Annotated in this window: 23 protein-coding genes; 22 read left to right on the plus strand and 1 reads right to left on the minus strand. The window is 64.8% G+C overall.

The genetic code is table 11. The features are described 5' to 3' along the window. Nucleotides 1–10: 10 nt before the first annotated feature. The gene (locus AC5Y4T_RS17360; protein ID WP_499954514.1) at nucleotides 11–1,090 is read left to right on the plus strand and encodes a lytic transglycosylase; all 1,080 of its coding nucleotides are present in this window, start codon (nucleotides 11–13) and stop codon (nucleotides 1,088–1,090) included. Nucleotides 1,091–1,149: 59 nt separating this feature from the next. Then, entirely contained in the window at nucleotides 1,150–2,187 is a 1,038-nt protein-coding gene (locus tag AC5Y4T_RS17365; RefSeq protein WP_499954516.1) for a C40 family peptidase, read from the plus strand. Here AC5Y4T_RS17365 and AC5Y4T_RS17370 read toward each other — a convergent pair. Continuing rightward, complete coding sequence (locus AC5Y4T_RS17370; protein ID WP_069953602.1) at nucleotides 2,135–2,806, minus strand: helix-turn-helix transcriptional regulator; 672 nt, start codon at nucleotides 2,804–2,806, stop codon at nucleotides 2,135–2,137. The two genes, AC5Y4T_RS17365 and AC5Y4T_RS17370, sit on opposite strands and share 53 nt — an antisense overlap. 331 nt (nucleotides 2,807–3,137) lie before the next feature. Between AC5Y4T_RS17370 and AC5Y4T_RS17375 the strand changes: the two genes are divergently transcribed. The 20 genes from AC5Y4T_RS17375 (at nucleotide 3,138) to eccB (ending at nucleotide 24,045) form a co-directional block, all read left to right on the plus strand. Next, nucleotides 3,138–3,548, plus strand: coding sequence for a WhiB family transcriptional regulator (locus AC5Y4T_RS17375; RefSeq protein WP_072501167.1), 411 nt, complete (start codon nucleotides 3,138–3,140; stop codon nucleotides 3,546–3,548). Then, nucleotides 3,541–3,864 (plus strand): hypothetical protein, encoded by a 324-nt coding sequence (locus tag AC5Y4T_RS17380; RefSeq protein WP_069953604.1) that lies wholly within the window; start codon nucleotides 3,541–3,543, stop codon nucleotides 3,862–3,864. Before AC5Y4T_RS17375 ends, AC5Y4T_RS17380 begins: the two co-directional genes overlap by 8 nt. Before the next feature lie 14 nt (nucleotides 3,865–3,878). Further along, complete coding sequence (locus tag AC5Y4T_RS17385) at nucleotides 3,879–4,364, plus strand: hypothetical protein (RefSeq protein WP_083533331.1); 486 nt, start codon at nucleotides 3,879–3,881, stop codon at nucleotides 4,362–4,364. Between the two features lie 15 nt (nucleotides 4,365–4,379). Further along, complete coding sequence (locus AC5Y4T_RS17390) at nucleotides 4,380–4,544, plus strand: hypothetical protein (RefSeq protein ID WP_158514579.1); 165 nt, start codon at nucleotides 4,380–4,382, stop codon at nucleotides 4,542–4,544. Nucleotides 4,545–4,732: 188 nt separating this feature from the next. Beyond that, nucleotides 4,733–5,341 (plus strand): hypothetical protein, encoded by a 609-nt coding sequence (locus AC5Y4T_RS17395; RefSeq protein ID WP_069953921.1) that lies wholly within the window; start codon nucleotides 4,733–4,735, stop codon nucleotides 5,339–5,341. 236 nt (nucleotides 5,342–5,577) lie between these two features. Beyond that, nucleotides 5,578–10,812, plus strand: coding sequence for a helicase-like domain-containing protein (locus tag AC5Y4T_RS17400; protein ID WP_083533334.1), 5,235 nt, complete (start codon nucleotides 5,578–5,580; stop codon nucleotides 10,810–10,812). Between the two features lie 170 nt (nucleotides 10,813–10,982). Continuing rightward, on the plus strand, nucleotides 10,983–11,339 hold the full coding sequence (locus AC5Y4T_RS17405) for a hypothetical protein (protein ID WP_145929509.1): 357 nt from the start codon (nucleotides 10,983–10,985) through the stop codon (nucleotides 11,337–11,339). A 57-nt stretch (nucleotides 11,340–11,396) separates the two neighbouring features. Then, nucleotides 11,397–12,404, plus strand: coding sequence for a DUF4226 domain-containing protein (locus AC5Y4T_RS17410; RefSeq protein WP_072501169.1), 1,008 nt, complete (start codon nucleotides 11,397–11,399; stop codon nucleotides 12,402–12,404). 257 nt (nucleotides 12,405–12,661) lie between these two features. After that, the gene (locus tag AC5Y4T_RS17415; RefSeq protein ID WP_145929510.1) at nucleotides 12,662–12,892 is read left to right on the plus strand and encodes a hypothetical protein; all 231 of its coding nucleotides are present in this window, start codon (nucleotides 12,662–12,664) and stop codon (nucleotides 12,890–12,892) included. A 557-nt stretch (nucleotides 12,893–13,449) separates the two neighbouring features. Continuing rightward, nucleotides 13,450–15,036 (plus strand): DUF4226 domain-containing protein, encoded by a 1,587-nt coding sequence (locus AC5Y4T_RS17420; RefSeq protein WP_232526888.1) that lies wholly within the window; start codon nucleotides 13,450–13,452, stop codon nucleotides 15,034–15,036. 34 nt (nucleotides 15,037–15,070) lie between these two features. Next, complete coding sequence (locus tag AC5Y4T_RS17425; RefSeq protein WP_069953609.1) at nucleotides 15,071–15,388, plus strand: type VII secretion target; 318 nt, start codon at nucleotides 15,071–15,073, stop codon at nucleotides 15,386–15,388. A 4-nt stretch (nucleotides 15,389–15,392) separates the two neighbouring features. After that, nucleotides 15,393–15,692: a DUF2694 family protein gene (locus AC5Y4T_RS17430; RefSeq protein WP_069953610.1), complete on the plus strand. Its 300-nt coding sequence runs from the start codon at nucleotides 15,393–15,395 to the stop codon at nucleotides 15,690–15,692. A 47-nt stretch (nucleotides 15,693–15,739) separates the two neighbouring features. Continuing rightward, on the plus strand, nucleotides 15,740–17,491 hold the full coding sequence (locus AC5Y4T_RS17435) for a PPE domain-containing protein (RefSeq protein ID WP_069953611.1): 1,752 nt from the start codon (nucleotides 15,740–15,742) through the stop codon (nucleotides 17,489–17,491). Continuing rightward, nucleotides 17,488–17,628 carry a hypothetical protein gene (locus AC5Y4T_RS17440; RefSeq protein WP_158514580.1) on the plus strand — a complete coding sequence of 47 codons (141 nt, stop codon included), beginning with the start codon at nucleotides 17,488–17,490 and terminating at the stop codon, nucleotides 17,626–17,628. The genes AC5Y4T_RS17435 and AC5Y4T_RS17440 overlap by 4 nt, the downstream gene beginning before the upstream one ends. Then, the gene (locus tag AC5Y4T_RS17445) at nucleotides 17,625–18,011 is read left to right on the plus strand and encodes a YbaB/EbfC family nucleoid-associated protein (RefSeq protein ID WP_069953612.1); all 387 of its coding nucleotides are present in this window, start codon (nucleotides 17,625–17,627) and stop codon (nucleotides 18,009–18,011) included. The genes AC5Y4T_RS17440 and AC5Y4T_RS17445 overlap by 4 nt, the downstream gene beginning before the upstream one ends. Nucleotides 18,012–18,080: 69 nt before the next feature. Continuing rightward, a complete protein-coding gene (locus AC5Y4T_RS17450) occupies nucleotides 18,081–18,758 on the plus strand; it encodes a hypothetical protein (RefSeq protein WP_232526891.1) in 678 nt (225 codons plus the stop codon). 2 nt (nucleotides 18,759–18,760) lie between these two features. Then, nucleotides 18,761–19,093 (plus strand): hypothetical protein, encoded by a 333-nt coding sequence (locus AC5Y4T_RS17455; protein ID WP_069953614.1) that lies wholly within the window; start codon nucleotides 18,761–18,763, stop codon nucleotides 19,091–19,093. Nucleotides 19,094–19,434: 341 nt separating this feature from the next. Beyond that, entirely contained in the window at nucleotides 19,435–19,665 is a 231-nt protein-coding gene (locus AC5Y4T_RS17460) for a hypothetical protein (protein ID WP_069953615.1), read from the plus strand. A gap of 21 nt (nucleotides 19,666–19,686) precedes the next feature. Further along, nucleotides 19,687–22,077: an EspK C-terminal domain-containing protein gene (locus tag AC5Y4T_RS17465; RefSeq protein WP_499954525.1), complete on the plus strand. Its 2,391-nt coding sequence runs from the start codon at nucleotides 19,687–19,689 to the stop codon at nucleotides 22,075–22,077. A 477-nt stretch (nucleotides 22,078–22,554) separates the two neighbouring features. Then, the gene (gene eccB, locus AC5Y4T_RS17470; protein WP_069953617.1) at nucleotides 22,555–24,045 is read left to right on the plus strand and encodes a type VII secretion protein EccB; all 1,491 of its coding nucleotides are present in this window, start codon (nucleotides 22,555–22,557) and stop codon (nucleotides 24,043–24,045) included. Nucleotides 24,046–24,050: the final 5 nt, after the last annotated feature.

A 24,050-nucleotide genomic window follows, 5' to 3' on the forward strand; every position in this document is an offset into this window, starting at 1 on the left:
ACTGCCGGGTATGTCGCTCGATGAGGTGGTGGCTGAGGCTGGCCGTGTATTGGGCGATGCGCGCAGGCTTTTCGGGGTGGCACCGGTGATTAACGGGGGTTGGTCATCAACGTCGGGACTGGTGACGGGTCGCCAGGTTGTGGCGGGCGCGGGACAGGCCGCCGCAGGCTGGGGTGGTGCGGCGGCCACCGGGTACGGCGTTGCCAACACTGGGCAGCTATTTTCCCTGGATCACACGATCGCCGCCGACGCGGGGACCGGCCCGCCGCTGACCGGCGTGGGAGAGGCTGCTGCCGCGGGTGGCGGGGGCATGGATGGGGTGATCACCGATACCCGTTCGGGGGTGGCCGCGATCGCTCCTGCCACCGGAACCCTGGCAGGCAAGCGGGAATTGGTGACGCATTTGCAAAGCCAGCTGGATCGGGCCAAGGCCCTGTTGCGCATCTGTGAGCGGCGCAATATGGAGCTGGCGGCGTTGATCGGGCGAGGTGCCGGCGGCTACGGCGCAGGGATGGGCGCGATGCCGATGGGCGCCGGCGCCATGACCGGTGGCATGCCGATGGGCGGCCTGGGCGCCGCCGGCGGGGGAGTGGGCAGCCCACTTTCTATCCCCGGCCTCGACACCGCCCTGTCCGGGCTTACCCGAAACCACCACCACACCAACCCCGAACCGGATCAGGGATTGAACCTGGCCGCCGAGCCCGCAGGTCCAGGGGCCGACCGCGTCCGCGCGGCGATCCGCAAAGCCCTCGACATCGAAGGCGTTCACGATCCCGTAGCACGTGCCCGGTGGGAAGCCGGGATGATGCTGGTGGCTAAACGTGAATCCGGATACCGCAACGACGCCATAAACCACACCGATGCCAACGCGCAGAGGGGAGATCCCAGCGGAGGGTCGTTCCAATTCACCGGTGCAACGTTCCGGCAGTATCACCAGCCGGGCACAGCAAGTAGCCGATTCGACGACGTATCCGAAGCGTGCGCGTTCATCAACTACGCCCGCGGCCGCTATTGCGTCGCAGCTGACGCGTCGAATCTGGCAGCCAACATCCAGCAGGCCGATCCCACACGACCGCCGAAGGGTTACTGAGCGGCGAAGTTGGTGCTGGTGATAGCCGGGTGGGCGCGGTTTAGGTGATACTGCCGGGTATGTCGCTCGATGAGGTGGTGGCTGAGGCTGGCCGTGTATTGGGCGATGCGCGCAGGCTTTTCGGGGTGGCACCGGTGATTAACGGGGGTTGGTCATCAACGTCGGGACTGGTGACGGGTCGCCAGGTTGTGGCGGGCGCGGGACAGGCCGCCGCAGGCTGGGGTGGTGCGGCGGCCACCGGGTACGGCGTTGCCAACACTGGGCAGCTATTTTCCCTGGATCACACGATCGCCGCCGACGCGGGGACCGGCCCGCCGCTGACCGGCGTGGGAGAGGCTGCTGCCGCGGGTGGCGGGGGCATGGATGGGGTGATCACCGATACCCGTTCGGGGGTGGCCGCGATCGCTCCTGCCACCGGAACCCTGGCAGGCAAGCGGGAATTGGTGACGCATTTGCAAAGCCAGCTGGATCGGGCCAAGGCCCTGTTGCGCATCTGTGAGCGGCGCAATATGGAGCTGGCGGCGTTGATCGGGCGAGGTGCCGGCGGCTACGGCGCAGGGATGGGCGCGATGCCGATGGGCGCCGGCGCCATGACCGGTGGCATGCCGATGGGCGGCCTGGGCGCCGCCGGCGGGGGAGTGGGCAGCCCACTTTCTATCCCCGGCCTCGACACCGCCCTGTCCGGGCTTACCCGAAACCACCACCACACCAACCCCGAACTCGCCGGTGACCACGACGCCGCGATCGCTGGGGGAGGGCCATTAGCGCGCATCGCGGTCAAAGCCGCACTAACCCGCTTGGGGTGCCCCTATGTCTGGGGGGCCAAGGGGCCCAACCAATTTGACTGCTCCGGCCTGGTTCACTGGTCCTACGCTCAGGCCGGCATCACCTTGGGTCCCGACACATACACCCAGATTCACCAGGGCGCCAAGGTAGCTCATGGAAACGTCGAAGCCGGAGACCTGATCTTTCCCGAAGCAGGGCACGTCATGCTCGCCATCAGCTCAACGCAGTGCGTAGAAGCCCAGCAATCCGGTGTGCCGGTCAGGATTTCGCCGATGCCAGCCTCGTACGTGGCGCGCCGGCCGATGGCGTAGCAGTTTCGGTCGAGGCCTGCGCGTCCCCGGCGGCGTCGCGGATGACGTCGCGATACTCGTGCAGCTCGGTCAGCGCCGACATGGTCTCGCTAAACGACTTTCCGCGCACGTGCGGCAGACTCGCGACAATGAGCGACTCTAACTGCAACAGTTGATCGTCGAGGTCGCGCAGCGTTGCCTTCCCCTGTGCACTGTTGCTGTGGCGCACCAGAATCTGTGCGCATATCGCAGATATCGCCGCTATCGCCTTAGCGATTCCCAAGGCCTGCAACGTGGTGTGCGGATCGGTCGACACCGACTCGAACGAGGGCTGCGCCGTGAGCGCCGCTGCCGGGCGCGGTTGGGTCTGCGGGATGGGCTCACCGCGGCGTAGCGCATCGAGGGTGCCGCGCGGCCACTGCAGGGCATCTTCGAACTTCACGCGGTTGATCCGATGAGGAAATGACTTGCCGCGCTCAAGCAACGCGGCCGTGTTCAGCGACACATTCGCCGCGTCAGCTAGCTCTCGCTGCGTTTCCAGCCCAACTTCGACTCGGCGGTCGGCAACGGCCTTACCGACCCGCTCTAGCGGGCTCTCGCCAGGTGGAGTCGCCTTGGTGCTCACCGTGTCCTTCGCCATCGTCGCCGCCGTCGTCGACCGACGACCTCTCGGATACTTGCAAGTTAACTATAGAAGTTGACCACGTTCAGCCACGGTCGGACACGGGATCCCCACAGATGTGCCACGCGAGAGATGCACAGAAATAGCCTGTTTAAGGCAGAAAAGGATGGTTTCGCGCAGCAGATGCGCAGGGGTGCCAACAGCTGTGCGTCCTTGAACTGTGTCGACTTACTCTGCCGAAGCCTTTTCCGGACTGATGTTGCCTATCAGCGCATGAGCAGCTATAAACGTAGTAATACACAACATACACAACATGGTGCACAGGTATAATTAGGAATGGAGACGCGCCGTGACAACCATCCGACCCTTGCGAGCCGACACCGGCCTGTGCGAGTACGAAGACCCCGACACCTGGTTCAGGGGATATAGCGGGGAGCGAGAGTCGGCAGCGATCTGCACCAACTGCCCCATCATCGTCGCCTGCGCCCAGAACGCCCTCAGATTTGGCGCTACCGATGGGGTGTGGGCGAGCGTGGCCATGCCCGGCGCCCGTGACGTCGCCGCCCTCAAGGCCGCTCGAGCGCAATTACGCGAGGTCATCGCCCGCTACCGAAACCAACCCCCAGCGCTACGGCTGCGGTCCCTGCAAATCCGTCAGGCCGTGCACTTTGCGGCCACCCAGCGCGACCTGCGCCGCCGACAAGCAGCTAAACCCGCGTCCAGGGCAAGTGCGACGCTAAGGGAGAAGGCCAGTGCCTAGCGGCAGTGCAGCCACCCGCGTCCTGCGCGACGACTTGCTCGCCCAACTCCGCATCGCGCAACGGCCCCTCACGACAGCCCAGTTGCGCCTGCACGCGCCTGACGTGCCGGTCGCGGGGGTCGCGATATCCTGCGCCCCGATCCACGAGCAGATCTACCGGGTGCTGTGCGGCCTTGAGCGTCAAGGCCTGCTGACCCGCGGTGGCCGTGAAGGCCGCGAGGTCACCTGGACGGCGGCCGCCAACCCCGCCGACCGCGAAATCGCCGCCCTGGAAGCCGCTTTCAGCGCCTCGGACGGCCAGCCGGCGCCACGTTGAAAGGGCGCCATCCGATGATCACGTGTCCCGTTCGAGCGGCGCTGACAGCTCGGGTGCCCGAACTGGCCAACGGCTCCGTCGAAATCATTGCGGTCGCACGCGAGCCCGGACTGTTGGCTAAAGTCGCGGTCCGATCACGTGTTCGCGGGATCAACGCGGTCGCCGTCTGTATCGGGTGGGGCGGCCTGCGTATCGCCGACGTCGAAAAGCGCCTCTGCGGCGAACATGTCAGCATCATCGCCTACGACAGCGACACTGCCAGGTACGTGATCAACGCACTGGGAATCAAGTCTGCGATCGCCGAAGTCATCAACCCTGAACAGCGCCGCATCCGCGTTTACGTCAACCCCGATGACTATGCGCGCGCACTAGGCAAGGTTGGTCACAACTTGCGCCTTGTCCGGCAGCTGACCTCCTGCAGCATTCACATCCGCACCGCCACTGGCGCTCATCGTGCCCCCCACGCTTGCACCACCAGGCAGTTGCCCCCGATCCCGTAACCGAAAGGCAACCCAATGAGCGCAAACACACTGTATGACATCGAGCTGCGCGACTGGGACCGAGTCGAAATCCCATCTGCCACATCGCAAAGCGGCGTCTACGCGGCGCGTACCGAGGTCTCGTGGTCCAACCGGCAGATCTCCACCCCGACACTATTCGACTGCGGCACAACGCCGTGACTCCCCCCGATGCACGCTCGGCTGCGGCACGAAGACGGGTCGCTGAGCGTCGGCTGCGCCAGTTTATGGCTAACCACGGTTACCCCGACCCCGACTCGAGCCGATCGGAGCGCACAATATGGCACGGAGGACGCGGCCAGATCCACACCAGCCGGGTCTGTTCGACATCTTCGGCGGGGACGGTGGTGGTGACGAGCCCAGAGATACGCCAGATCGTGGCGGAAGCCTACGCGGGCCCGCTCGAGCTGCCACCGCAGTGGAGCCCAGCCCAACGCGAGACATTCCTGGACAGCCAGGCGGCCAGGATCAGCTACCAGGTCGCCGAGCTGGCGGCCGAGATGGGCGCCCAGGCGGTAGGGGCGTGGATCCGCAGCCGCGGCCAGCATCCGGATTACCTGACCAAGGCGGGGCTGCTGAACACAGCACGCAGCCAGGCGATGGAGATCGTGCTCAACAACGAGCTCTACGAGCAGATCCCGACCGAGGAGGGCCAGCCCAGCAACCTGTGGGGGGAGCACAACGACCCAGCGCCCGATCGCAGTCAGGTGCCCTGGGATCAACGCTGGACCCGGCCCCAGTATCGCAGCGACCCCAGCCAGAACATCGAGGCGTTGATCGCGGATCTGTGGCCGGACCCGAATTACTCGGCGGTGTTTCGGATCAAGGCCGGATACCTGCTAGCCGCCCGGGCCGAGGATGGCCTGCCCCTACCGAGCGGCCCGGACGATCCGCTCACGAGCACGCTGGCTCAGATGGTCTACACCGATCTGCGCGACGACGGCCTACCCGAGCGGTAAACGCCCAGCCCTCACTGTTCGATGAGGCCGATCAGCCCACCGATCCACGCTCGATTGACCCCGGCGGCGCCCCGCTGCCGCGGCCAGCCCCGCCCACACCAGCCCAACAACCAATCGACGCGTCACCGGGCACCGTACAAAGCCCGGCTGTATCAGACGAACCGACGCCGGCCGCCGAGCGGCGGATAGAAGAATTCACCAGCCCCACCGACTTTCCGGCAAGCGTCGACACCCTGGTGCCATCGGGGTCCAAAGCACGCATCCGTGCCAACATTGCCGCCGTCGAGCTGCTGCGCACCCTGCAAGACGCGCAGCGGCCGGCCACCCCAGCCGAACAACGTGTCCTGGCCACCTGGTCAGGGTGGGGTGCAGTACCCCAGGTGTTCGACCCCCGCGCCAGCGAGCTCGCCGCCGAACGCGACACCCTGGCCGAGTTGCTCGACCGTGACCAATACCGCCAGGCAGAGGCCTCCATCCTCAATGCCCACTACACCGATCCGGCCATCGCCGCCGTGGTGTGGGAAGCACTAGGTCGGGCCGGGTTTAGCGGTGGCAGGGTCCTCGAACCAGGTTGCGGGGCAGGAACATTTATCGCTCACGCCCCCGATGAGGCAGTCATGGTTGGTGTGGAAAGTGACGCCACCACCGCAGCCATTGCCGCCCTGCTCTACCCGTCGGCTCAGATCCGCCACGAAGGTTTCGAATCCACTCGCGTCCCCGAGAACAGCTTCGCCGCCGCCGTCGGCAACGTCCCCTTCGGCCGCTACGCGGTTACCGACCCCGCCCACAACCCCGCACGTCACTCCATCCACAACCACTTCATCGTCAAATCCCTCGCGCTGACTGCCCCCGGTGGATACGTGGCTGTGCTGACCAGCCGCTACACCCTGGACGCGGCGAAATCGGCCGCCCGGCGTGACATTTCGGCCAAAGCCGACCTCATCGGCGCGATCCGGCTCCCGTCGAAGGCGTTTACGCGGGTGGCTGGCACCGAGGTCGTCACCGACCTGCTCATCCTGCGCCGCCGCGATCCCCGAACTCCCGCCGCCGACGAACTGCCCGACTGGATCAACACCGAACCCATCGAGCTCATCGATCCCGACACCGGCGCCACCGAAATCCTGCACATCAACGCCCATTTCGTCGCCAACCCCCACAACGTGCTCGGCCAGATGCGCGCGGGCCGCGGACTCAACGGCTCCCACCAACTCGTAGTGCGCGGCACCAGCGGCACCGACCTCGCCGAGCAGCTACGCGACCGGCTACATGTGATCATCGACTCGGCCATCCAGCACGGGCTCGGATTAACCGCCACGCCGGCTGAACTCACCGACTTCGCCGCAGCCGCCTTCGACCCCGGCCTGATCACCGCAGCCGACCGCGGTGAGGACATCCCGCTCTACACACTGCGCTACAGCGAGGCCGCTCGCGGCATCGAGTACTGGGCCGGACACCAATGGGAACCCCACAAAACCCCGAAAACGCTGCTCGCCGAAACCCGCGAACTCATCGGCCTGCGCGACGTCGCAGCCAGCCTCATCGCCTCACAACGCGGCGGCCAGCCCGCCGCCGAGCGCGACCAGCTCCGCGGACACCTCAACACCCTCTACGACAACTACGTGCGCCGCCATGGCCCACTCAACCGGTTCACCTGGGTCTATCCCACCGTCACCCAAGAACGCCACGATCAGCGCTTGGCCGCCGCCGAAACCGCCTGGCGCGCCGCCGAAGGCACCCCCGAGCGCCCCTACACCGGGCCCGTGCCCGACGACGTCGCCGCTCAATGGGACACCGAGGCCTCCGAAGCGCCCGCGCCCTACAAGAAGCGGCGTCACCTCGACGGCGGAATGCGCCACGACCCCGGATGGGCACTGGTCGCCTCATTGGAAATCTTCGACGAAGACACCGGCACCGCCCAGAAATCGCCCATCTTTTCCACCGACCTGCTCACCCCGCCGCTGGAGCGCGCCACCGCCGACACCCCCGAAGAAGCATTGGCGATGTGCCTGGACCGCACCCAGCGCGTCGACGTCGACCTAATCGCCAACCTGCTAGAAGTCGAAGTCGACGACGCCCTTCACCTGATCGCCGGACTGGTCTATCCCAGCCTCGACGACCCCAACGAACTCGTCCCCGCCGTGAGTGCCCTGTCAGGCAACGTGCGCACCAAACTCGCCCGCGCACTCGATGCGGCCGAAACCAACCCGATCTACAACGACTACGCCGCCGCCCTGCAACAGGTGCTGCCGCCCCAGCGTGAAGCCCAAGACATCAAAGTGCGCCCCGGCGCGCCCTGGATCCCAGCCCAAGTCGTCGCCGCCTTCGCCGAGAAAACATTCGACACCACCGGTGTGGTCGCCGAACACATCGGCGGGCGCTGGGTCGTCGACCTTGCCTCCTACAAACGCCACAGCCGGCTGATGACCGACGAATGGGGAACCGACCGACGCGGCTGCGACGCGGTCAGCCTGCTCGAGACCGCCTGCAACTCCAAAGCCGTCCTCGTCAACAACGACGACGGTGTCCTCGACCCGCAGGCCACCTTCGCCGCCCAAGCCAAGATGGCCAAAATCAGCGAGGAATTCACCCGCTGGCTGTGGTCTGACGAGGCCCGCCGCGACACCCTGGTCGCCGAATACAACCGGCGCTTCAACTCGCTGCGCGCGCCTGCCTACGACGGCTCACACATGCGTTTTCCCGGCATGTCGGATCACTTCACGCCGCACTTCTACCAGCGCAACGCCGCCGCGCGCATCATCTCCGAGCCCACCGTTCTCTTGGATCATGTTGTCGGAGCGGGCAAGACGGGAAGCATGGTCGCTGGAGCGCTGGAACTGCGGCGCCTGGGGTTGGTACGCCAACCCTGGCTCGTGGTACCCAACGCGATCACCGAACAAGTTGGCCGCGAAGCCCAACAGTGGTATCCGGCCGCCAAAATTCTGCTCGGCTCAGCGGCCACCACCGCTGATGGACGTCGCCGCTTCATCGCCCAAACCGCCTCATGCGATTGGGATCTCGTTGTCATCCCGCAGTCGACGTTCACCGCGATCAACGTCTCCACGGACATGCGCGTCGACTACATCGAAAACCAGCTCGACACCCTGCGCGAACAACTCCAATCCGCCGAAGCCGACCGCAGCAAAAAGCGCATCGAGCTGGCCATCAAAAGCGCCAAGGCCCGGCTAGAAAAACTTGTAGCCGCCAACACCAAAGACACTGGCTTGCGGTTTGAGGAATCCGGCTGTGACTATCTGATGATCGACGAGGCCGACACGTACAAGAACTTGGGCCGCACCTGCAACATTGAAGAATTGTCGTGCCCCAACGCATCGCAACGTGCCGAGGACCTCGCCCTCAAACTCACCGTGTTGCGCCAGCGGCGCCGCGACGAGGCGCTGGCCAAAGGCATTCCCGCGCACCGGGTTGTCGAACGGGTCGCGACCTTCGCCACCGGCACACCGATCAGCAACTCATTAGGCGAGCTATGGGTCATGCAAACCTACTTGCGGCCCGACCTTTTAGAGCAAGCCGGGGTCGCTGACCTGGGGGACTGGGGTGCGGCGTTTACCGCGACCACCACCACCATCGAGGTCAACACCACGGGCACCAAGCTGCGGCCCGTCACGCGAGTGGGAAAGTTCACCAACCTGCCCGCCCTGCTGGCGCTGTCCTCGGTCTACACCGACGTCGTCACCCGCGACCAAGTCCCCGTCGAGCTGCCGCCGCTTCGCACCGGGCAACGCCAAATCATCAGCTTGCACCCCGACATCGAAGTCGTCGACTTCATTACCGACTTGGGCTACCGCCTCGATCATCTCGACTCACGCAATCCCAGACGCGACAACCCACTCAAAATCAGCAACGACGGGCGCAACGTGTCGTTGGATCCACGGTTGGCCCACCTGCCCAAACCCCGACACAGCCGCGCCTGCGCAGTCGCCGACGCAGCCATGCGTGTCCATCACCGCCACGCGCATCGCGCCTACACCCATCCCGACACCGGCGCGCCGGCCGGCACCGGGGCACTGCAGATCATGTTCTGCGACCGTGGCACCCCATCCAAAGACCCCGCCCAGTTCACCATCTACCGGGCGATCAAGGACGAACTCGTGGCGCGCGGCATGCCCGAAGCCGCGATCCGCTTCGTCCACGAGGCAAAAAATCTTCAAGAGATCAAAACGCTGTTCGCCCAGTGCATTAGGGGAGACGTCTCAGTGCTGATCGGTAGCACCGAGAAAATCGGCGCCGGGGTCAACGTGCAAGCCCGAGCCGCCGCCCTGCATCACGTCGACGTGCCATGGCGCCCGCGCGACCTAGAACAACGCGAAGGCCGCATTCAGCGCCAAGGCAACCAAAACCTCGACGGCATTGACATCTTCATCTATGTCACCGAAGGCTCCTACGACACCGTCATGTGGCAAAAAGTCCAAGCCAAAACGCTGTTCATCGAACAGATGCGCCGCAACGAGGTCCTCGATATCGAGATCGACGACCTTTCCGGCGGTGACATCGGGACCGCCGCCGCAGAAACCAAGGCCATCGCCACCGGCGACCCGCGCTACATACACCAAGTTGAACTCGACGACACCGTCAAACGCCTCACCGCCCTGCAGCGCGCACACAGTCAATCGGTGCGCAACCGCGACTGGCAAGTCAGTGTGCTCGAGCGCGCGATTCCCAACAAACAACGCGCCATCGACGAGCTCACCCCAATCGCCCGGGCAGCCGCCGCGCACGCCTCCGCCGGCGGGCCACCACGGCTGACCGTCGCAGACACCACCTACACCGAGCGCGTCCCCGCCTCCCACGCACTGGCTGCGGCCTGCCGGCGCGCCTACACCGCCGGCAAAGACCGCGGCGCCAGCCGCTTCGAACCCATCGGCGCCACCATCTACGGCATCGACATCCTGGCCGCCCCCGACCTCACCCACGACCAACTGGTACTACGACTAGCCGTGCCGTCGCGCACCGCAGAAATCTCCGGACTGGAACTGTTATCCACCGGCGCAGGTCTAGGCTCCGACGTCAACGGCCCCAAACAACTCGGACTGCTGCGCCGCGTGGAAAACCTCTACACCGGCCTACCCGAACACCACGCACGACTGCAGCACGAACGCGACCGCGACCAGGCCGCCCTCGACGACTTTGTAACCAACCCCCCAGCACCGTTCGAACACGCCGACGAACTGGCCACAAAAGACGCAGAACTTAAAGCCCTCACCCTCGAGCTGCGCATGGCCGCCCAAAGCCCCGAAGCCAAAGCCAAAGCCGCCGCGGCCGAACAACGCATGGCCGCCCGCGGCCGCAAACCCGGATGGAGCCTGCTCCTGAACCCCACACCCGCCTTGGTCGAAGAACTCGGCTACCCCAGCGCCGATGCCCTATGCAAAATTGTCCGCGCCCGAGAACGCCTCGCCCTCGAACAACACGACCACCAGCAAGGCCTCGCCGCTCCCGAGCACGACTTCTGATTATCCAAACCGGAAGTTAGACACTACATTCGAACGGTCCCTTGTGTGGCGCTGAAGTTCCGCGTGCCCTTTCATCGCCGCATATTCGAGCCGTCGCCACCGCATGCCGACACATGGCGAAACCTCGCAGCCTTTGTCGCGCGGCACAGCCCCGCGGTTTACTGTGCGGCATGCCCGAATCCGGACCTTCGGCTCAAGCCCAACAAGACATCCGCGCCGCGCAAGCCTTGCCCGACAATCTCGCCCGCCGCGAGCACGTTCATGCCGTCCAGCAACGCGCGCGGGCCCTCCTTCTGGATGTCACGAGCACGCCCGAACAAAAGTCCGCCGCCCGGCTCGATATCAGACAAGCGCTCGCACTCACTGGCGACCTGGACAGCCGCGCACCCCCGGCACCCCTGACCTGGATCGCGGCCCCAGCATTGAAGGAAGCTGCGACGCCGCTCGTACGCCAGCATGTGCATGTCGGAGACCGAATGAACGAGCAGTTGGCCGATCCGGTCGCCGACGCCCCGCACGCCACATGAGCACGAAGTCGGCTACGGCGATAGAAGCCGCACTGGATCTGGGTAATACTGGCCAGTATGTCGTCACTCGATGGACTGGTGGCCGAGACAGGTCGCGTGCTCAGTGATGCTCGCCGGCTTTTCGGCGCGGCGCCCCTCGAAGGGTCGGCGCCTTCGGCGCAGCAGTTGATGGCGGGCCGAGCAGCTGTAGCGCAAGTGGGGCAGGCCGCAGCTGCCAATTGGCAAGGCGAGGCAGCGACGACCTACGCTGCGACCAACGCCGATCAGGTCCATGCGTTAGACCGCACGGTAGCCGCCGATGGCCAAGTCAATCCGGCGCTGACCCATGCGGGACAGGCCGCCGCGGCGGGAGCACGAAGCATGGACGACCTGATCGCTCAGACCCGCGCGGGCGTTAGCGCACTGGCCCCCAGCATGCGTAGCGCCGTAGGGCAGCAGCAACTCGCCAGCTTTTTGCAAGGTCAGCTCAACCAGGCGAAGGGATTGCTGCAAAACGTCCGCCAGCGCAACACTGAAATAGCCGGCACCATCCAAAACGCTGATTACGGACGTCTTTCCGGTGGTCACGGCAAGGAGTCACCGCCCGCTGCGCCGCTGGATTCGCGGACTTGGAAGCCCGGTGATAAGCGACATATGCCCTACAACGCCGGCCGGGGTGGGATGGGCCCCCCCAACTTTCCTGATTCGCCACCGTGGGTTGATATATGGGACCGGTCAGGAGCGGACGACCCCGAGAAGGTTCCGCACTACTTTGTCAGATCCGATGAAATCCCCGGCTACAAGGTGTATCCGCCTGGAGCCGTAGGTCCGCCGACAGTCATTGACGAACACGGCAATCCAGACCCATATGTCGAGTTGGGCCCAAACACAGGCGTGTGGGTACCGCAGTCGGACTTTCCGGGAGCGAAAGTCTATCCGCCTGGCTCTAACCCGCTGCCACCCTACGGATACGACGAATGGTTGCCAGGGTCGGGGATTTATATGTGGCACAGCGATTTAACCCCCGAACCTTACAACCCTTCCGGCCCTCTAGGGCCACCAACCTATCCGCAGGGAGGCCGCTAACTACTGACTGGAAGCCACACCCGAGGGACGGCCTGCGAACAACGGGCGGCGTACTGCCCCCATGGCCCGTCGCGATGCGAATCTCCCCCAAGGCCGGCGTCAACCTGCGCGCGCCAAAGTTCTGGTGGAAATGTTGACCGTCATTGTCGCGTAGGCCGATAAGTTGCCCTAGCGTTGGTGGAAAGTGCAGCGCTCGAAGGGATTTAACATTGGAACCAAAGGGGTGCAGCGCCCGGATCGCTGATAGAGGTGTCAGGTTGGCCTCGCTGGCGATGCCACTTGCCGAAGGCGACCAGTTCGCATCGCATCGAATAAAGTGGATCGCCGACGAGCTGACCAGTTTGCGCGGCGGTATCCCAGCTAAGCTAGCCGACGATCCGAGCATCACGCGCGCAGTCGTGCAAGACGTCGACACGAAGATTGCGGAAATCCAGGACGTACTTACGGCCAGCCGCAAGACCGCTTCTTCGGCGCCACCGGTCAGATGATCTGTTCCCGCCCAGGTCGCAATAGGCCTGCGCGCCAGGCTGATTCGTTACCATCGCAGTTTGACCTTGCTCTTGTCCAGGCTGGCGCTAGTAGAGGTGCGTCGCTTTTGCGTCGCGTATGTCGGGTGTTGGCGGCAACTACTTGTGCAGCTAGGATTCCACTGCGGGGAAGGGGCGTGCGGCGAGAAGAATCGAGGAGGCGCAACCCGTGATGGTGGTGCGAACCCGAAAGTCATTGCCGCCGATAGATATGCGCGTTGCTCGATGCGACCGATGTAGAGCACGCGATCGTTGCCCTTGGAGCTTACGGCTATCGCCGATTGCCTCGCCGTATACGCTCACAGTCGCGAGGCTTCCCGGCTTAAGGCACTCCGTGTGTGCCGTATCTCCGGACTGATTGACGCAGGTGTGCGAAGTTGCAGGACGCATCTGGTGCGGCGTGCCTTGAAAGAAAACAAAAGTCGACAGGCCGTGTGGGCATGCTGGCCTAGCCGGTTTTTGGTGAATGTGGCGCTGTTGGTAGCGGTTAAAGCGACTCGGGAATTATCGTCCCGAACATGACCGGCTGGACCGATGTAGCGCTGTCCCAGGTGCTCGGCGGAGTATCCGAGGTATTGGGGGCACCCTTCCCTCAAAGCCCGGCGCCCGGCGGCCCGGTGCCACTAGACCCGGCCCCAACGGCTCCGGTCACCTCGCGCGATCAGCTCACCAAGATCGACCGGGCCAAGCTCACGTACATGGGCATTAACCCGGATACGGCGCCGATGCCCGAAATCAATAAGGCGCTGGGCCGCGATCAACCCGCAGCGCCTCCTGCGCCGCCGCCCCCTCCGGGGTCGCCTGCACCGACGACCCCGGCCGGCACGCCACCGCCACCGAGGCTGAGCGGGGCAGGGGCCGACGCCGCCAAGCGGCTCGACGAGGCGCTGGCCAAGAATCATTCGGCGCTCAATGATGCTGATGACAAACTGGCCGACGCGCTGCTGAAAGCGTCGAGTTCTAGCGCGGATGGCCGTCAGCGGCTGCAAAGCCTGCAGCAAGAGATCATCGACCAGGTCACCAAGTTGGGATCGTCGCTGGATACTGCGACCGGCCAGGAGCAGCTGGCAGAGTTTTTGCAGGGCAAAACCGACGATATCCTCAACGTTCTGAAAAACGCTGGGCTGGACTCAGATTCACAAGCGCGGGTGTTGGATGGCCTCTCGGCGCGCTATCAGGCGTTGCAAGAAAAGAAACCCGGCGATGACCTTCACACGAAGGGTCCCGACGGCACTGGCAGCGGCAGCCCGGACACCACCAGCACCAAACCGGGCGGCGGCGCGGATTCTCGCGCCGGGCCCGGCGACGGCGCCGCCAGTGGCAATGACCCGCTACTGGATGGGCTGGCATCGGACCCGTTGATGTCGCGGTTGGGCATGATGGCCGGACCTGCGATGGGCGCGCTCGGCTCGCTGCCAGGTGTTCTCGGTTCAGCGATTCCCTCACTTGGCGGTGGCGGCGGGCTGGGAGATTTGGGTTCCGCGATCGGTGGGGCGCTACGCGATGGCAGCCACGATCCAGGCCTAGCTTCTGATGAGCACGCCGACCCGTTGAAAGACCCGTCCGGGTCGCACACCAGTGACGACAAATCTCAAGGCGGCACGCAGCCGGCCGCGCTGCACGATCCAGGCGACAAAGACAAAGGGGACAAGGCGGGCACAGAAAACGCTGGCAGTGGCTCCACACCGCCGCCGTCAGCGCCGGCCGCGCCGGGTCAGACGCCAGCACCCTCGACTCAGGTCCAGTTGCCCGACCAATCGGTGCGAACCGCGGCCAATGGCGCACTCGCGCAGGCCGGACGTGCGGTGCTCTCAGGAGACAGCATCGATGACGCCTATGCAGCGGCCAATCTTCAGTTGCCGCCGCTGGGTTCGCCGGTGAGTTCACCCATGGCTCCCTCGCGGCTGCAATTCGGCGATGTGGGCCAATACACCGATCATCGAGTGATGGCCCTGGACAAAGACCATGTTTGGCTCAATGGCCAGGTCACGCCGATTGACCAGCTCGAGACCGGCCCGAATTTCTTGGGATGGACGCACGTGTCGGCCCCGACAGCGACAACGGTGACCGCGGCGGCCACCGCGCCGGCGCTGCCGACAACTTAAGCGACCTTTTACTACAACGTGAGGGAGTAGCGTAATGACCGTGAACGAGCAGGCCTTGCAGGTCAACACCGATGACCTGATTCAATGGGCGATCGCCCACGAACGCGCCGCCGAGGCGTGCGGGCAGGCCCGTACTGACCATGCCCGCACCGTGGCTGCGGCCGAGTCGTGGGGACCGTTGTTTTATGAGGCGCGTCGTGCTGCAGTGGCCGCTGTCAACGACCGCGAGACCGCATTGCGCGACCAACAAGAGCGGCACGGGGCCATGGCACAGCAGCTTCGCACCGCCGCGGCCCGCATGGCGGAGATGAACGCCGAAAACCGTGCCAATTTGACGATTTCCACGGATTAGCAACATGTCTGAAGCGCCGTCGACCGACTACGACACCGCGGTGTTCGAGGCCGCAAGTCGCGATGAGTCGATCGTGGTGGCGGTGGGCCGCAGCGGCAACTCGTTAGGCGTGGAGCTGCAGGCGGTGGCGATGCAGCTCAGCGACGCCGAACTGGCTAACCGCATCATCAAATTGAACACGCTGGCTCATCTACGCTCGCAGTTGGCGCTGCGCCAGGAGTGGGAGGCCCAACACGTGACGGTCTCGAGTGCGTTGCCCACCGAGGACCAGGTGGCCAGCTATGAGGCCCTGATCGATTTCTAGCGAACTCGTCGCAACGTCAGCGAGAAGAAGGGGAGGGAGGACCGGCGGTGCTGCAGGTGGATGTTGCTGGGCTGCAGAGCGCGGTCGCTGGTCTTGTCGCCGCTGCCAACAGCCTTGCCGAGCTCGGCGCGCAGTCACCGGTACACCCTCCGCTGGCCACCGATGAGACCTCAACGAGCGTGGCTGCCCGCCTTAGTGAGCACGCGGCGGTAATGACGTCGCGAGCCGCTGACGGTGCCGTGGTCCTGGCCGCCGGCGCCAATGCGATAACCCAGTCAGCAGCGGCATATGGGCAGATGGACCAGTCCAATCAAGCCGTGGTCAGCTTGCAAGGTAACCCTGCACCCCCCACACCGGGCTTCACCCCGGCGGTGACGGTGAATCTCGTTGCCCCCGATATGCCGATCGCCCCGCCGGCACCGCGCCCAGCCGAAACGACCTCAGCGATCATGGAAGCGGGTCGGCCCGCTGCCGGGGATTCCTTTGTGGCAGACTGCGCCGCACTCTCAGAAGGATTTAGCGGTGCCGCGCACTCGGCCCGCCGCGGGGCAGCCACGGTCGGTGAACACCTCAAAGGGGAAGCGGCACCGCGTATTACGGCGGCGTTGAATCGTTACGCGGACTGGGCGCAGGAGATGGCTCGCCATGCCGACACCGTCGGACAGCTCGCCGGCAGCCACAAGGACAGATTTGCCCAAGCCAAGCAGGCGACTCCGACGACCACGGAATTCGCTAACCGTCACCGCGAGCTGCACAACGCGATCGCACTCAACAGCTCTTATCCCAGTCCGGGATCGGCGGCTGCGGTGGCCAAGGCACATACGAATTTGACCCAGTTAACGAACCACACCCAGGTTGTGTCCGCTGGCTACCACACCGGCGAGACCATACCGCAGGCTCCGCCTGGGCCACCGCCAGCCCCAGCGATCGTGGAACCTGGTGCCGGACAAGGGGATAGCCCGCCATCGACAACCCCGCAGGGAACCGAGCCGAAAACGACGCGCGATCACCCGGGCACCACCCACGGCGGCGACGTCAACCCCGACACCGATCCTGGCGACCTCGACGGTCTGGATTCCGGCGATGGTGATCCCGCCGCTAACCCGCTAGCGCCTGCGGGAACGAGTCCGATGTCCGGCATGGCCTCATCTTTGCCCTCGATGTTGACCGGCATGCTGGGCGCCGGGGTCGGGATGGTCACCCAGATACCGCAGAAATTCGCCCAAGAGCTACAGGGATTAGCGCAGCAAGCCACCCAGGGCGTCGCAGGATTAACGCAAGGGATGGCAGGCAAGAACGGGCTCGACGATGCCGCCAAAATCGAGCCAGCAGATTCCCTGGGCTCCGGTGCCGGCGGTGGCGGTGGCGATGGTGACGACGGCGCTACCACCCAAGCGGCCAGCGGCGGAGCAGATCTCAAACCGGCGGCTTCAGCGATCTCCGGAATGGGTTCACCCGCCTCAACGCCGCCTCCGTTGGCGGGGGCCAGCGGCGCCCCGAATCCCGCCGCTGCGGCCGCAGAGAGCGGTATGGGTGGCCCGCCCATGTTCATGCCGCCGATGGGCGGCATGGGCGCCGGCGCCGGGGCGGCCAACCGCAAGGTAAAAGACCCCCATAAGTCCATCGAGATGCCATCGCGACCTAATTCCGAACCGATCAAAGGCGAACGGGGAGACCCAATTCGGCACACGGCCACCGTTGACGCCGCTGCCTACCCCAAAGACGGGCCGAGGCGGACAGTGACCGTCAGGTCGCGCAGCCGACGCATCGACCCCGACACCAGCGGTGACTCCCAGTGACGGTGAATGGGTGCGCGGGCTATCAATCCGATCAGGATCGCGTCGCCGAGGTGATGGCCCAGCTCGACTCTGCGTCGATAGCCCTGGCCCACCTACAGGAAGAGATTGCGTCCAACAACAACGGTGAGGCCCCGTGACGGTGTACGAGTATGACGGCTACCAGGCGGATAAGAATCTCACCGCCAGTGTCATAGCGCGCATGGAACGGGTATCGACGATGCTCTCCAAGCTCCTTGAGGAGATGGACGGCATCGACCTAGAAGCCATCGGTGGCGATGGTGACGTCGTGTTGTCGGTGAACTCCCAAGGACAACTCACCTCCCTATCGCTGGCTCAGGGCTGCACCACCCGCTACTCACACGGGGCGCTGGCCGAGCTCATCAACACCACGATCGACGAAGCAGTCAACGCCGCGGCCGAGGAAACAGCCAGCGTGGGAGGCGGCCAAGAGCAAGAGGCGCTCGACGCTGCTGTGCAAGCGTTCATCGACCCCAAAAGCGAAATCTGGACCGCCACCTGAGCACGCGTTTCGCCGCGGATTCACTTGCAGTGGTAGCCCGATGTCACCGCAGACAAGTACCCTGAATTCATGAATCCGCAGGCAGTTGGGCAGCCGGGGTATCCAGCTGCATCCAGCGGCCCGCCGACTTCCACGAGTACGGTCGGCGTACCGACCGGTGCCGCGGTGTTGCCACCGCCGCCGCCCAACTACATGCCGCCGCAAGCCCCCCTACCGCAGCCGGTGTACCGGCGGCCCTGGCCGGGCTGGCTGGCGGTATGGGTAATGCTGTCGCTTGCGCTGCTGTTGGCGTTGAGCGCAACGGTGATGAGTGCGATGAAGTTGAGCCAATCAACCCCGGCCGCGACGACCACCACGGTCACGGCGCCACCCCCGCCACCGCCGAGCTACAGCCCGGACCAAGTGGCCGCGGCCAAGAAGGAAGCCTGCGACGCCAGCAACGTCGCTGCGGCGTCGATTCTCAACTCGCAGAAGAGCTTTGCTGTTGCTTCGCGTGACCGGCAGTCTCCCCAGTACGGATCTGCGCTCGCCAATTTTCAGCTCGTGGTCATGGTGGAGACGCAGTACATGGAACAGCATGTGCCGTCAGCAACACCCAAAGCCGTGGCCGATGCGACCAACGCTTACATAACCGCTCTCCTTGCGTTGGCCGACGCCAACACTCGCGAAGTGTCCAACCACGATGCGGACGTCTTTGTCGACGCAGTTACGAAGACCGGGGATCAACTCGACAAGGTATGTGGGTAACTATGCAAACCCATGACATTCTGCAGGTCATGCCTGCCGCGGCGGAGTCGGCGAACATGCTGACCGGCTCGGCAACCGTCGAGTTCGCTGCGACCGTGCCCGAGCAAGCAGCCCATGGCGCGGCGGCCACGGCGGCCGACAGCGTCCACGCGGCTTCAATGTGGGCACCGAGCGTGGCAGCCAGCGCAGGGGTGAACCAGGAAGTCGCAAGCGCCGGAGCGGCACTGGCACCACACGGTGGCAAGGTGGCTCAGCGCAACGACCAATCGTTGACCGCAGACGTCGAGACCGACAATCAGAACGCTCAGGACCTAACACCGGTGGTGACCATATGACCGCCACCCTGCACCCGCCCCAAACGGGGACACCGCTCCCACCCGCTTTCCCGCCACCTGCGTCGCCTCCAGCAGGGCCCTCCCGCGGGGCGGTGGTGGGGTCGGCCGCGGCGCTCGTCGTTGCGCTTGGGGCCGCCGTGCTAGCCGGAGTGACGTTTATGACCCCGTCCAAGGCTCCCGTCAATACGGTCGTCGCGCCGTGGTCGCCACCCGAACCGAGTTCCGACCAGGCCGCGGCCGCACGCACAAAGGCATGCCAAGTTTGGGGGAGAGCAGCCTCAGCGATAGATGACGCCGCCAACGCGGTAACTCACGCTCCGGCGGACTGGAATGCACCTGCCATGCAGGACGCGTTGACCAATGAGGCGCGGGTGACTTTGGTGGAAAGCACGTATCTGCGCCGGGAGTTGCCCGCTGAGACTCCCGCGACGATTCGATCGGGGATCGATGATTACTTGGCGGCGAACATCGATAAGGAAAACGCCACCACGCATCGGCGGGGTACGGCGCGAGATGCCGCAATCGATCGGGTGAATGCCGCCGAGGGCAAAGTCAACGCAGCTTGCCAGTAACGCAGCAAAGGGGGACTGCTGATGGTGGATGTGCCTGCAGCCAACATCGCCGGCAACATGATCATCACGCCCGATATGGTGCCGCCAGGGGCGGAACCACTGGAGGCTCAAGCCGCTCATTACAAGGCCCGGGCGGAAAAGACTACGGAGCTGCAGCAGCGACTCAAAGCCGCCAATGCGATGCGCGAAGAGGCCGCACAATCGCCCGGTTGGGAAGCTGGGCACGAAAAAAATCGCCAATTGGCCGCCGACTACGGCCGAATGGTCGAGATCTATAACGCGGCGGCAGACTATTTCAACGGAGTCGCCAGCGTTTACCGCGACGCGCAAACCGCCCAACAGAGTGTCGTGGTCAAAGCCAATGCTGAACTGTCGCAAGCCAGAAACGCGATACAACAGCAGGAGATCGTAGCGCGCTGGCACGCCCACGCCCGCGCCCTGACCACGAGTGCGGTAGGAGCCGCTACAGCCAAGGCCGGGGTCTTCGAACACACTGCCGGCACGGATATCACCGCCCTGACTTCACGCCTGGGCGGTCCAGCACCTCAAGACCCCGTCCTACCCCACGGCGGAGAAGGCGGAATAGCCGTACCTGCAGGACAGGGAAAAACCGGGCTAGGTGATGACGACGTGGACCCCGGATATCCGAACGCCGCTGACAAACCGCAGGGTATCGGTGCCGGTAACGGCCACGCGCCCGGAAACCGGCATCAAGGAACCCACCAGGAAGGAGATCCCGCGGAGCAGGTGCCGGTGGTGGCAAACCCGTTCACAAGTGGCGGCGGGCAAATACCTGGTGGTGGCGGTGGTAGCGGCATACAGTCCGTTGGTTTCCCGCCAGGGTTGACGTCGATGACGGGGGGACTTGGCTCGATGCCGGGCGCGGGTGGCATGGGGGGGCTGGGCTCTGGTGGGGGCTTAGGCGGGCTGCCCGGCGGTATGGGGCAGCTGCCCGGGACTCAGGCCGCCGGGCTGGGCAACCTGCCCGCTAACCCCGCACCGGCAGCGGGCGCTCCGGCGCAGTTGGGACCGGCTTTCTCCCAAGGACTTTCAGCAGGATCGGCATTGGGATCGCTGCCACCCGCGACCGGCACTGGAACGCCGGCCGCGGGACAGGCAGCGGCCACGCCAGCGGCGGGTCTGACTTCGGGTGCGGGTGTTCCCTCGGCGGGGCTGACAGCGGCGGGTGCTACCCCTGCGGCGGTGAACCCCGCGGGCGCGGGGTTCGCCAGCTCTGCAAATGTTGGCGGGTCAACCGGTGCTGCACCGGCGATGATGCTTCCGCCCCCGGGGATGGGGGCACCCGCGGCCCCGGTTGCTGCTGGAGGCGCAAGTGCTGCCGCTCCCGTCGCCCCTACGGGCAGCACGGGCTCACCAGGTGGTCCCGCGCCGTCTACAGGTCCGGCAGCTGGATCAACGGCCGGATCGGGTGGGGCGGTAGTGGTGCCGGCAAGTGTTGTCAGCGCCGGGGCTGGTGCCCGACAGCGTGGACGGCCGGAGTCAGCCGAGCTTGCGACCGCAAAAGCATTGGCGCGCAAGCTCCGTCGTGACAGTGACATCGTTAATTACGCGTGCATTGAGTGGGCAGTAGGGGTATTTCGCCGGGAGGCTGGCGGGGCCACCGAGTGCGTGGTGATGTCCAACGAAGGCTTCGGTTTCATTCCGCGGGGAGTGTTCTTGCCGCGCACTGCCCGCCTTTTGGCGTCAGATAAGCTGGTAGACAATGAATTTCGGGACCGTTGGTTCGGGTCGTCCGACGCTGCTGAGGTGCTAGCCGAATACGCGCGGCTGCGCGGCCGCGGTGGAACGCATTTGGTTGCGATGGCGGTAACTGCGGAGAGTCCCTTGGGTCGGGTCCCCCGTGTCGAATACGCGGTGTGTCAGCGCGAATTCGAGGACGGTGCTTACATCCGCCCCATCCTCGACGATATGCACAAGCATCGTCTCGAAGCCTTGCACCCGGAAATATATGCCCGGCTTCAGCAGACGACCTCTGCTAACCCAGAGAAGCGCATGGTTGAAAATCAAGTGGTTGTGCCGCTGGCTGTTCAGATGATTGAGGCCGTGAAGATGTCGGGGGAGATGACGCCGGATCTGCGGCAGATGTGGGATGTGCTGGGCACGGGCGACGACATTTCGCAGGAGGCGTGGAACCAGTATCGGATCGCCTCAACCGTGTATTACGTGAACCTCAGCGCGAACAGGCCTCGGCCGGAGGCCTCCACGGGAGATCGCGAGCGTTATCACGCTCAGTGGGTCACCGCCCGCACGATGGAATTGCTGGCAGGTTGGGAGCGGCGGCCGGTCGACGTCGCGGATATGGTCTATGCCGCGGCGACTGCGTATCCAGGCGACTTCGTTACCAAATTTGAATTATTATGGCGGGTAATCGAATCCGAGCTCGTTGCTTGAAATATTCCACCTTCACCGTGGGGACCGCAGTGAAGAATTGGCCTCGCTTGGACCGTCGTCATGTGGCCTGTTCCGGGCTAGTCGTGGCGGTCAATGACCTTGCGCTCAATGACCGGAAAATTCTTCGGCGCAAGCCAATCCCGCGACGTTCAGTCGCGGGAGGAGGTCAATCCCGCATCTTGATTGCGCCGGCGGGGGATTCCGATATCGAATTCGATCCACGAGCGATCGGGGGAGGCGGTGGCGGGGCGTCCTGGTCACCAGCGTCGGTGCTGGATTGACCTCCGGCGCCTGATGGATTGGTCATGGTTCGATCGTAGTTACTGGGTTGGACGGCGTGGCGCGCCGAGGCCGTCACGGTGACGGAATGGGCCGCAATTGATGGGCACGGCACGCGGGGTTAAGGGTGTTCTGGGTTTTCATCCACTTTGGACGGGCTGGTAGCGGGCGTGTAGCGGTCGGCGGTACGGTGCCGGTGTGCCGTTGAAGTTGGCGTCTAAGACGCAGGTTTCGGGTCATTTCTTTGTTCGGCGACGCTTGTCGTTTGCGTTGTTGCGTCGCTCGGTGAGCATGGAGATCAATCCGGTTCGCTGGCATCGCACGCTGTTGATGTTGTCAGCGGTGTTGGGTGTGGTGCTCGTGGTGGGGGCGTTTGTGTACGGGTGGTTTCGCCCGGCTGGAGTGATCGATGACTCGTCGAAGATCGTTGCTGATCGTTCGTCGGGTGCGTTATTTGTAGTGGTCGACAAGCGGCTGTATCCGGCGTTGAATCTGGTGTCGGCGCAGCTGATTGCGGGGTCGCCGGATCGGCCGACGTTTGTGGCGCCGGGGGAGATTGCGAAGTGGCCGAAAGGGCCGACGGTGGGGATACAGGGCGCTCCGGTGGAGACTCCGGCGGTGTTGTCGCCGCAGGTTTCGCGTTGGGCTGTGTGCGACACGGCGCCGACAACGGTCGGTGGTTCGCCGCTGGTGACGGGTATCAATGGGCAGCTGCTGCTGGGTGAGTCGGTGGGGGAGCTTGCCGGCGGCGAGGCCTTGTTGTTGTCTTATGGGCCGCAGGTATACCTGGTGACCAACGGTGTTCGGATGCCGATTGATCTGTCTCAGCCCGCGATTGCCGGGCCGCTGGGGATTACACCCGGGGCGCAGGTGACGGGGATGTCGCGGGCCCTTTTTGACGCGTTGCCCGCGGGGGGACCGCTGGTGGTTCCTGTGGTGCCGGGCGCCGGCGAGCCCGGTCAGGTGGATTTAGGTGCCGGGGTCGTTGTCGGCGCGGTGGTGGCGAGCAGGGATGTAGCTGCACAGTCGGACCGCTTTTATGTGGTCCTGGCGGATGGGGTGCAAGAGGTCTCGCCCGTGGTGGCTTCGATGCTGCGCCAGCATGATTCGTTTGGTTTGGCTACGCCGCCGCAGGTATCGCCGGATCATTTGGCTCATATTCCGCTGCGTCATGTTCTTGACGTGGACTACTATCCGCGTTCGCCGGTGCGCTTGGTGGATGCGGGCATTCGGCCGGTGTCGTGTGTGGCATGGCAGTGGAGTGTGAGCGAACGCCAGGCGCGGCTCGCGGTGATTTCAGGCCGGGGGTTGCCCATGCGCTCCGATGAGCGGGCGAAGTTGGTGCCGTTGGTGGGTGGCGGTAATGGCGGGGTGCAAGCTAATCAGGTCTTGGTCGGTGACAGTGCGTCGACGTTTGTTAGCACCACGGGTCAGGCGCTGGATTCGCCTGCGCGCGAGACGATGTGGCTGATCAGCTCGACCGGGTCGCGCTACGGTGTGCCCTTTGATGACAACAGCGTTCAGGCGTTGGGCCTGGTGCTATCTCAGGTTCGTCCGGCACCGTGGTCGATGCTGCAGGTGTGGCCTGCGGGGCCGGAGCTGTCGCGGGCAGCGGCGTTGACGGTGCATAGCCCGTCGGATGCGGTGGCCGTGTTGCCGACGAAGACCAACGTACGGGCCGGCGGATAAGAGGG

This window comes from Mycobacterium sp. NGS11 (genome assembly GCF_059813315.1).

Bases quoted from the DNA above. Each gene is read 5' to 3' on its own strand.
- AC5Y4T_RS17360 (WP_499954514.1), top strand. From the start codon at position 11: ATGTCGCTCGATGAGGTGGTGGCTGAGGCTGGCCGTGTATTGGGCGAT.
- AC5Y4T_RS17365 (WP_499954516.1), top strand. From the start codon at position 1,150: ATGTCGCTCGATGAGGTGGTGGCTGAGGCTGGCCGTGTATTGGGCGAT.
- AC5Y4T_RS17370 (WP_069953602.1), bottom strand. From the start codon at position 2,806: ATGGCGAAGGACACGGTGAGCACCAAGGCGACTCCACCTGGCGAGAGC.
- AC5Y4T_RS17385 (WP_083533331.1), top strand. From the start codon at position 3,879: ATGATCACGTGTCCCGTTCGAGCGGCGCTGACAGCTCGGGTGCCCGAA.
- AC5Y4T_RS17390 (WP_158514579.1), top strand. From the start codon at position 4,380: ATGAGCGCAAACACACTGTATGACATCGAGCTGCGCGACTGGGACCGA.
- AC5Y4T_RS17405 (WP_145929509.1), top strand. From the start codon at position 10,983: ATGCCCGAATCCGGACCTTCGGCTCAAGCCCAACAAGACATCCGCGCC.
- AC5Y4T_RS17410 (WP_072501169.1), top strand. From the start codon at position 11,397: ATGTCGTCACTCGATGGACTGGTGGCCGAGACAGGTCGCGTGCTCAGT.
- AC5Y4T_RS17420 (WP_232526888.1), top strand. From the start codon at position 13,450: ATGACCGGCTGGACCGATGTAGCGCTGTCCCAGGTGCTCGGCGGAGTA.
- AC5Y4T_RS17425 (WP_069953609.1), top strand. From the start codon at position 15,071: ATGACCGTGAACGAGCAGGCCTTGCAGGTCAACACCGATGACCTGATT.
- AC5Y4T_RS17430 (WP_069953610.1), top strand. From the start codon at position 15,393: ATGTCTGAAGCGCCGTCGACCGACTACGACACCGCGGTGTTCGAGGCC.
- AC5Y4T_RS17450 (WP_232526891.1), top strand. From the start codon at position 18,081: ATGAATCCGCAGGCAGTTGGGCAGCCGGGGTATCCAGCTGCATCCAGC.
- AC5Y4T_RS17455 (WP_069953614.1), top strand. From the start codon at position 18,761: ATGCAAACCCATGACATTCTGCAGGTCATGCCTGCCGCGGCGGAGTCG.
- AC5Y4T_RS17460 (WP_069953615.1), top strand. From the start codon at position 19,435: ATGCAGGACGCGTTGACCAATGAGGCGCGGGTGACTTTGGTGGAAAGC.
- AC5Y4T_RS17465 (WP_499954525.1), top strand. From the start codon at position 19,687: ATGGTGGATGTGCCTGCAGCCAACATCGCCGGCAACATGATCATCACG.